This is a genomic window from Streptomyces sp. HSW2009 (assembly GCF_040240285.1).
Lineage (GTDB): Bacteria > Actinomycetota > Actinomycetes > Streptomycetales > Streptomycetaceae > Streptomyces.
The window spans coordinates 1-8,834 of the sequence record NZ_JBEHZD010000338.1; the positions used below are offsets into that span (position 1 = coordinate 1).

General features: G+C 72.9%; 6 protein-coding genes and 1 pseudogene. 1 reads left to right on the forward strand and 6 read right to left on the reverse strand.

Annotation, left to right across the window (positions count from 1 at the left end; genetic code table 11):
* Positions 1–62 precede the first annotated feature (62 nt).
* The 6 genes and pseudogenes from galE to AAHZ94_RS22520 all read right to left on the reverse strand — a co-directional run bounded on the left by galE (position 63) and on the right by AAHZ94_RS22520 (position 8,504).
* Positions 63–1,016 (reverse strand): UDP-glucose 4-epimerase GalE, encoded by a 954-nt coding sequence (gene galE / locus AAHZ94_RS22495; protein WP_349994789.1) that lies wholly within the window; start codon positions 1,014–1,016, stop codon positions 63–65.
* Positions 1,013–2,065 carry a galactose-1-phosphate uridylyltransferase gene (galT, locus tag AAHZ94_RS22500; RefSeq protein WP_349994790.1) on the reverse strand — a complete coding sequence of 351 codons (1,053 nt, stop codon included), beginning with the start codon at positions 2,063–2,065 and terminating at the stop codon, positions 1,013–1,015. Before galT ends, galE begins: the two co-directional genes overlap by 4 nt.
* 380 nt (positions 2,066–2,445) lie before the next feature.
* Positions 2,446–2,613, reverse strand: coding sequence for a hypothetical protein (locus tag AAHZ94_RS22505; protein ID WP_349994791.1), 168 nt, complete (start codon positions 2,611–2,613; stop codon positions 2,446–2,448).
* Between the two features lie 603 nt (positions 2,614–3,216).
* Positions 3,217–3,906, reverse strand: a pseudogene (locus AAHZ94_RS22510) (response regulator transcription factor); the annotation flags it as partial.
* Positions 3,907–4,210: 304 nt separating this feature from the next.
* The gene (locus AAHZ94_RS22515) at positions 4,211–6,280 is read right to left on the reverse strand and encodes a hypothetical protein (protein WP_349994792.1); all 2,070 of its coding nucleotides are present in this window, start codon (positions 6,278–6,280) and stop codon (positions 4,211–4,213) included.
* Between the two features lie 379 nt (positions 6,281–6,659).
* Positions 6,660–8,504 (reverse strand): ABC-F family ATP-binding cassette domain-containing protein, encoded by a 1,845-nt coding sequence (locus tag AAHZ94_RS22520; RefSeq protein ID WP_349994793.1) that lies wholly within the window; start codon positions 8,502–8,504, stop codon positions 6,660–6,662.
* Between the two features lie 138 nt (positions 8,505–8,642).
* On the opposite strand from AAHZ94_RS22520, the gene AAHZ94_RS22525 reads away from it, so the two are divergent.
* Positions 8,643–8,834, forward strand: a 192-nt coding sequence (locus tag AAHZ94_RS22525; protein ID WP_349994794.1) for a hypothetical protein, incomplete at its 3' end; no start/stop codon positions are given.

The window sequence follows — 8,834 nt, forward strand, 5'->3', positions numbered from 1 at the left end:
CATCATCGGCAGGGCCCAGTCCGATTCCCAGCGGATCAGACTTTCGGGGGCCTCGGGATCGGTCAGCGCCCATTCCAGGCGTCTTCGACGATGCCGGCCAGGTCGGCGCGGCTGGGCTGCCAGCCGAGTCGGGTCCTGGCCCGCTCGGCCGAGGCGACCAGCACGGCCGGGTCGCCGCCGCGGCGCTCCGCGACGACCTCCGGGATGGCGTGGCCGGTGACCTTGCGGACGGTCTCGATGACCTCGCGCACCGAGAAGCCGTTGCCGTTGCCCAGGTTGCACACCAGGTGCTCGCCGCTGGTGGCGGCGGTGAGCGCGAGCAGGTGGGCCTCGGCGAGGTCGGCGACGTGGATGTAGTCGCGTACGCAGGTGCCGTCGGGCGTCGGGTAGTCGTCGCCGAAGACCGAGATGGCCTCCCGCTTGCCCTGCGCGACCTGGAGGACCAGCGGGATCAGGTGCGATTCGGGGTCGTGGCGCTCGCCGTGGCTGCCGTAGGCGCCGGCCACGTTGAAGTAGCGCAGCGAGACGGCGGCCAGGCCGTGCGCGGTGCACTCGCCGCCGATCATGTGGTCGACGGCGAGCTTGCTGGCGCCGTACGGGGTGGTGGGCGCGGGCGCCGCGTCCTCGGTGATCGGGGGGGTGGTGGGCTCGCCGTAGGTGGCGGCCGTGGAGGAGAAGACGAGGGTGCGCACACCGGCTTCGCGCATCGCGGCCAGCAGCGCCATAGTGCCGCCGACGTTGTTCGTCCAGTACTTCTCCGGGTGCACGACCGACTCGCCGACCTGCGAGGAAGCGGCGAAGTGGAGCACACCGTCGTACGAGGAGTCCAGCCAGCGCGCGGCGTCCTGGATGCGCCCCTCGATGAACTCGGCGCCCTCGGGCACGCCCGCTCGGTGCCCGGTGGACAGGTCGTCCAGGACCGTCACCCGGTGCCCGGCCGCCAGCAGATGTGCGGCGACCACGCTCCCGACGTATCCCGCTCCGCCGGTGACCAGGTACTTCTGTCCGTTGCTCACGTACTCGCTACCTCTCGCAGTCGGCGTGCCGCAGCCTCTGGCGGCACATCGTTGATGAACACATTCATGCCGGATTCGGAACCCGCGAGGAATTTCAGCTTGCCGGCAGTCCGTCGGATGGTGAAGAGCTCAAGGTGAAGGGCGAAATCGGCGCGGTCGGGGGCGCTCAGCGGCGCCTGGTGCCAGGCCGAGACGTACGGCGTGGGCGGCTCGTCGGGCCCGAAGATCCGGTCGAAGCGGCGCAGCAGCTCCAGATAGACCGCGGGGAACTCCGCCCGCGCCTCTTCGCCGAGCTCCCGCAGGTCGGGCACTCGGCGCCGGGGATAGAGGTGCACCTCGTACGGCCAGTGCGCGGCGTACGGGACGAAGGCCGTCCAGTGTTCGGCGAGCAGGACGGTGCGACGGCCGTCGGCGAGTTCGTCGGCGACCACGTCGTCGAACAGGTTGCGGCCACCGGTGGCGGTGCGGTGGGCGGCCAGCGACTCCAGCATCCGGGTGGTGCGCGGGGTGACGAAGGGGTACGCGTAGATCTGGCCGTGCGGGTGGCCGAGGGTCACGCCGATCTCGGCGCCGCGGTTCTCGAAGCAGAAGACCTGCTCGACGGCGGGCAACTGGGACAGTTCGGCGGTGCGGTCGGTCCAGGCGTCCAGGACGAGGCCGGCGCGCGCCTCGCTGAGGTCGGCGAAGGAGGCGTCGTGGTCGGCGGTGAAGCAGACCACCTCACAGCGGCCGAACTCGCCGGCCAGCGAGGGGAAGCGGTTCTCGAACACGACCACCTCGTAGTCGGCGGCGGGGATCTCGCCGTAGCGGGCGGCGGCCGGGCTTGACGGGCAGAGCGGGCAGGCGTCGGCCGCCGGGTGGTAGGTGCGCGCCTGCCGGTGCGAGGCGATGGCGACGCGGTCGCCGAGCAGCCGATCGGCGCGGACCTCGGCGGTCGTCGCGACCGGTGCGAGCGGGCGCTGGTCCCGCTCGGTGCGCGGCCGGCCGGCGCGGGAGTCGTAATAGATCAGCTCGCGGCCGTCCGCGCGCCGGATCGACGTCTTCTGCACCCTGCACCCCTGTCATCACGCAAAAGCGTTCAAACATTAGCTTTCAGAACCAAACACTAGCGCGTACGTTCCCGGCGCCCCGTTCACCTCAAGTAGCCGATGCCCCCTCCCTCAGTCAGCCGAGGGACCCCGATCCACCGCCGACGAGTGCGACTACTCCATCCTGACGAGCCGCTTCGTCGCCGCGCTGCGCACCGGCTACGCGGACCGCCGCAGTGCCCGCACCGGCCCGGACCGCGCAGCGCGGCTCGGCCGGCCGTGGTGGGTGGCGCGGTGACCGGCGTCCCCGTGCCCGGCCGGATCGCCCCGGGCGTCCCGCCGTCCGCCCTCTCCAACGACGCGCACCAGCCCTGAGTCATCCCCGCCACGCCCCTTTCCCCTCACCGCCGCCGCGAGCGGATCGCCAACCCCGAGCGGATCGACGGCCGGGGCGGGACCTGCGCGTACGGATGACCTTCGGCGGTGCGGATGACCTCGGAGGTGCGGATGGCCTCGGCGGCAGGAGCAGAACCGGCGGTACGGGGTGGCTCCGGCCCTGCGCCACGCACCCCGGCCGCGCGTAGGGCCCGGTCGCAGCGGCGACATGGCCAGCGGCAACATTGCCGGGCGGCGACACGATCAGCCACAACGGCACGGGCAGGGCGGCGGCGGTACGGACCGCAGCAAGGTGCGCAGGGCGACGGCCGTACGGGGCGCGCCAGACCAGGTGACGCACGCGGGCCGGCCGCCCACCTGCCGCGCGGGACCGCCCGTACGGGCAACGCTGACCGTACGGGCGCCGCCGGCACGGACGGCGAGAACGGCTAAGGCGGCTAGGGCCGGCCGGGCCCCGTACCGCCCGGTGCCGGGCCGCGGCCCGATCCGGCGCCCGGGCCGCCGCGCTGGCCGAACTCGGGTCGGGCCGGATGACCTGGCCCGACGGGGCGCCCGGCCGGACCAGCGCCCGGTTCTCCGCGGCCGGGCGCGGCCCGTCCCGGCTGGCCCTGCACCGGCACGCTGCGCCCCGGCGGCACCTGCCCGGGTCTGCTGGCCTGTCCCGGCACACCGGGCCCGCCCGGGCCGCCCGCACCGGGGCCGCCGTGGCCCGGACCTGCGAGCCCCGCCACGGGTGGCTGGCCGGTCGATGCCCGGCCGGGGACCTGTTCCCCGGGCGGCTCGGCGGCCGAGGCGCGCCGGCTCGCGGCGGCCCGGTCCAGCAGCCCCGTACGCGCCGCGAGCGCCGCGGCCTCAAGTCGGGAGCCCACGCCCAGCTTCATCAGCACCCGCTGCACATGGGTGCGGGCGGTGCTCGGGGCGATGGCCATGCCGGCCGCGATCAGCCGGGTGTCCTCCCCCTCCGCGACCCTGACCAGCACTTCCACCTCGCGCGGGGTGAGCAGTTGGAGCAGCCTCGCGCCCTCGTCGTCGGGCTGGGCCGCCGGGTTGAGCAGTTCGGCGAAGGCCCCCTGGAGCAGTTGGGGTGCCACCGCCGCGTCCCCGGCGCGCGCCTTGATCATGGCGCGCTCGACGCCCTCGATCCGCTCGTCGTGCCGTACGTAGCCCGATGCGCCCGCCGCGAAGGCGGCGGCGATGCCGCGCGGGCTCGGCACCGGGCCGAGCACCACGACCGCCACCTGGGGCCGTTCCTTCTTGATCCGCACCACCGGCTCGAACACCCCGGGCTCGGCGGGCGTTCCGGTGCCCAGCAGGCACACTTCCGGCGACCTGCTCACCACCAGGTCCGCGGCCCCTGCGCTCGGCGCGGCAGCAGCGAGCACCCGATGCCCGCGGAGCTTCAACGCCGAAGCGAGTGCCTCGGCGAGCAGTCGGTGGTCATCGACCACCATGACGCGCACGCCCATGAACTCCCCCCATCCGCCCGGGGACGACCGCCCCGGATGTCCGTGGTCCCCGTGTCGACCGAGATCGGCCCGCCGTGCCCTTCCAAGCCCCCCAGCTTGCACACGGCCCCGATCGCTTGCCCCCGGAAGCTACACGCTTGTTCGACATTGCGCGCCCCTTAGCAGGAAGAAGCGGCCGGGAGTGCCGAAACCCATCTCTTCGCGCCCACTTCACGCCGCAAAGAGATCGTCCTGGCACGACAATGGCCCCACCCGTACGGAACGTACCGGTGGGGCCACCCCCTGTGCATCAGTGCAGCACTGGTCAGTTGGCTGAGTTCGGGCCGAAAACCATCGCCAGGAGGTCTTCACCGCGCTGGTAGCTGCGGGGCTCGGTGGCGTAGATGTCGCCCATGTACAGCCGCCCGTTGGCCCACAGGAACACCTCGTGGCCCAGGCTGTAGTTGGACTCGGTCTCCGCGGTGGCCGTCGCGTTCTGCATCAGCTTGGCCTTTTCGTAGCTGGTCGGGTCGATCTGCCAGACGCCGCCGCCCTCGCGGTAGGTGGTGTCCTGGTAGGCGATCAGATAGCCGTCCTGGTCCAGTTGCATCGGGGTGATGCTGGAGGTCGGCACGCCGTCGGTCTTGCCGATGGACTTGCCGGTGGTGAGCGAGAACGCGACGATCTCGTTCTGCGGCAGGTTCTCGGAGACGCCGCTGCGCTCCTCGGTCGCCATGAACAGCTTGTCCTTGGTGACGACGACCTTGGTGCAGGACTCGACCTCGTTGGTGGAGCACTCCGGCGTGTACTTGCCGTTGCCGGTGGCGATCTTGCTGATCAGCTTGCCCTTGCGCTGCGAGGGGTCGATCGTCATGAAGTCCGAGACCGAGGCGCCGGTGGAGTCGCCCGCGTCCACGCCGATGACCATCGGCTCGGTGGAGACCACGTGGACGTCGTCGAGACCGTCGGTGAGCTTGTACTCGGAGAGGATGTTGCCGTCCTTGGGGTTGATCATCTGGACGGACATCTGGGCCTCGCCGTACTCGCCGCAGCCGCGCACCGCGACCAGCTTGGGGCCGCCGCCGTAGCCGTAGTCCGAGCACTCCTCGTTGGCCTGCGGCGACCAGAGCTTCTTGCCCTCCATGGACCAGGCGGCGCCGCCGTCGAGGCCGCCCGCGGCGATGGTGCCGCCACCGATGGTGACCTCGTCGAACTCCAGCTTCTCGTCGGCTTCCTTGATGCTGCGCTGCCAGACGAGCTTGCCGTTGTTGAGGTCGACCAGACCGACCTCGCTACAGTCGGGGTACTTGTTGTCGGCGGTCGGCTTGCCGTCCTGGAAGACGACCGCGGTCATGCCTTCCTTGGTGATCTGGGTGCTGCCCCAGCACAGTTCGCCGCCGAGCGGGATCTCCCACTGCGGCTGCGACCCACCGGCGGCCGGGAAGCCGACGATCTTGTCGATCTGCCCCTTGGCCCACACCTTGTCGGTGGCCCACAGGCCCGGCGAGTTGGCCTGCTCCTTCACCTTGGGCATGGGGATCTTGGCGAGCAGGTTGCCGCCCACCAGCTTGGGCGCAGGCCGCTTGGTCGGCTGGCCCTCCTCGCCCTTGCCGCCCTCGGTGCCCTGGGTGTTGCCGGTCTCCTTCTTCTTCGCCTCGGAGTCGCCGTCGTCACCCTTGGTCGCGAACCACACGCCACCGCCGACCACCAGCGCGATCGCCACCACGGCGCTGACGATGACCGCCATCCGCTGCTTGCCCGGCCGGTTGCCGCCGCCGGGGGCCGGGGCGGGCGCGGCCGGCGGGCTGCCGGGCGGGTAGGAACCGGGCGGCGTCTGCCCGTACGGGCCCTGTCCGTACGCGGCCTGCTGGCCCGAGCCGTACGGCGTGCCGGGCGGCTGCGGATAGGCGTAACCGGCGGCCTGCGTCGGCTCCTGCGGGTAGGCGTAACCGGCGGCCTGGGTGGGCGCCTGCGGGTAGCCGTAACCGCCGGCGCCGGCGGGCGGGGTCTGCGGCGGCTGTCCCGGGACGCCGGGCGGGCCGGGCGGCTGCGGGGCGCCGGCCGGGGCGGGCGGCGGGGTGTAGCCGGGCGGGGCCGGCGGCGGGGGCTGCTGGCCCTGCTGCGGGGCGCCGGGGTACTGGCCCGGCGGCGGGGTGTAACCGGGCGGCGGGTTGTGCGCGTAGCCCGGCTGGGAGATCTGGGTGGGGGGTTGCTGCTGCGGGTAGCCGTAGCCGCCCGCCTGGGCCGGCGGCTGCTGCGGGTAGCCGTAACCGGGCTGGGCTGGCTGCTGCGGAGGGGCCTGGGGAGCCTCGCCGAAGCCGCCGCCTGACCCGGCGTTGGGGTCCTGCGGGGCGCCGAAGCCGCCCTGCGGCGGCTGTTGGGGCGGCTGTGACATCGACCATTCCTTCTCATGCGGTCCGTGACCGACCGGCCGCCACCACGGTCTCCATGGCCTAAATCCATTGGAGGTGGGGGGAGACGGAACTAATCGGACAGGAATACGGCCTGATAACGGCAGGCGAGCGAGAGTTCTTTGTATCACCCGGTCATCGCACGACAGGGATCGGTGGCGGCCCCGCCCGGGAGCTGATACCGGGCCGTGACGTGACTGTTGCACCGCCTCCGCCCGTTTCCCGTCGGGGGGGGCGGAGCCGGTGCGGCCGGGCGTCGGGGGCAGGGGCGCAGAGTGGGCGCGGAGTCTGGAGAGGCCCGGGCGCCCCTCCGTACGGCACCCCGTAGGGCCCCGTGCCGTACGGAGGGGCGTCCGGAAACGGTCAGGCGTCGTCGGCCAGTTCAAGCCAGCGGGATTCGAGTTCGTCGCGCTCGCCCGAGAGCTCTCGGAGTTTGGCGTCGAGTTCGGCGACCTTCTCGAAGTCGGTGGCGTGCTCGGCGATCTGGGCGTGCAGCTTGCTCTCCTGCTCGCTGATCTTGTCGAGCCGGCGCTCGATGCGCTGCAACTCCTTCTGCGCGGCCCGGGTCTCGGCCGCCGACTTCTCCCGCGGCCGGTCCTGTTCGGCGCTGCCGCCGGTGGCCGGCGGTGCCGGTGCGCCCGCCGGCCGGGCCGCCGGCGCCGCCGGGGCGGCCTGGGCGCGCTGCCGCCGCTCCAGGTACTCGTCGAGGCCGCGCGGCAGCATCCGCATGGTGGCGTCGCCGAGCAGGGCCAGCACCCGGTCGGTGGTGCGCTCGATGAAGTACCGGTCGTGGCTGATCACCACGAGCGCCCCGGGCCAGCCGTCGAGCAGGTCTTCCAACTGGGTCAGGGTCTCGATGTCGAGGTCGTTGGTGGGCTCGTCGAGGAAGAGCACGTTGGGCTCGTCCATCAGCAGCCGCAGGATCTGGAGCCGCCGCCGCTCGCCGCCGGAGAGGTCGCCGACGGGCGTCCACTGCTTCTCCTTGGCGAAGCCGAACTGCTCGCACAGTTGCGAGGCGGTCATCTCGCGGCCCTTGCCGAGGTCCACCCGCTGCCGCACCTGCTCGACGGCTTCCAGCACCCGCCAGGTCGGGTCGAGCTCGGCGACCTCCTGCGAGAGGTAGGCCAGCTTCACGGTCTTGCCGACCACGACCCGCCCGGCGGCCGGCTGCTCCTCGCCCTCGGTGGCGGCGGCGCGGGCCATGGCGCGCAGCAGCGAGGTCTTGCCCGCGCCGTTGACACCGACCAGGCCGATCCGGTCGCCGGGGCCGAGTTGCCAGGTCAGGTGCTTGAGCAGGGTCTTGGGACCGGCCTGGACGGTCACGTCCTCCAGGTCGAAGACGGTGCGGCCGAGCCGGGAATTGGCGAACTTCATCAGCTCGGCACTGTCCCGCGGCGGCGGCACGTCGGCGATCAGCGCGTTGGCGGCCTCGATGCGGAACCGCGGCTTGCTGGTACGGGCCGGGGCGCCGCGCCGCAGCCAGGCCAGCTCCTTGCGCATCAGGTTCTGCCGCTTGACCTCTTCGGTGGCCGCGATCCGCTCGCGCTCGGCGCGCGCGAAGACGTAGTCGCTGTACCCGCCCTCGTACTCGTGCACCTGGCCGCGCTGGACGTCCCACATGCGGGTGCAGACCTGGTCCAGGAACCAGCGGTCGTGGGTCACGACCACCAGCGCCGAGCGGCGCGCCCGCAGGTGGCTGGCGAGCCAGGAGATGCCCTCCACGTCGAGGTGGTTGGTCGGCTCGTCGAGCACGATCAGCTCGGGCTCGCCGATGAGCAACTTGGCAAGCGCGATGCGGCGCCGCTCGCCGCCGGAGAGCGGGCCGATCACGGTGTCCAGGCCCTGCGGGAAGGCGGGCAGGTCAAGGCCGCCGAACAGACCGGTCAGCACGTCGCGGACCTTGGCGTTGCCGGCCCATTCGTGGTCGGCGAGGTCGCCGATCACCTCGTGCCGCACGGTGGCGGCCGGGTCGAGCGAGTCGTGCTGGGTGAGCACGCCGAGCCGCAGACCACCGGAGTGCGTGACGCGCCCCTGGTCGGCATCCTCCAACTTGGCGAGCATCCGGATGAGGGTGGTCTTGCCGTCACCGTTGCGGCCGACGACGCCGATCCGGTCGCCCTCGTTGACGCCGAGGGAGATCCCGTCGAGCAGCGCACGGGTGCCGTACACCTTGCTGACGGTTTCCAGATTGACGAGGTTCGTTGCCATCTCACTCCTGGTCCGCGGGGCGTTCGAAGCCCAGCGTAGTCGCCACCGCGCGGGCGCCGGTTCACGCGGCGGTACGGGGGTGGACGGGCGGCGGCAGGGTGGCGACGGGCCGCGGACGCGGGCGCGTCACGGCGGCAGGTGGTGCGGGCCGGTGGCGGTACGGGCCAGTGGCCGGTACGGGCCGGCGCGGGGCTGCGGCCGGCGGGGCGGTACGAGCCGGAGCCGGGCCGCCGCCCCGCGGGGGCCCCCCCCCGGGGGGGGGGCGGGGGGGGGGGGGGGGGGGGGGGGGGGGGGGGGGGGGGGGGGGGGGGGGGGGGGGGGGGGGGGGGG

Coding starts and splice junctions, on each gene's coding strand:
- AAHZ94_RS22520 (WP_349994793.1), bottom strand. CDS start 8,504: ATGGCAACGAACCTCGTCAATCTGGAAACCGTCAGCAAGGTGTACGGC.
- AAHZ94_RS22515 (WP_349994792.1), bottom strand. CDS start 6,280: ATGTCACAGCCGCCCCAACAGCCGCCGCAGGGCGGCTTCGGCGCCCCG.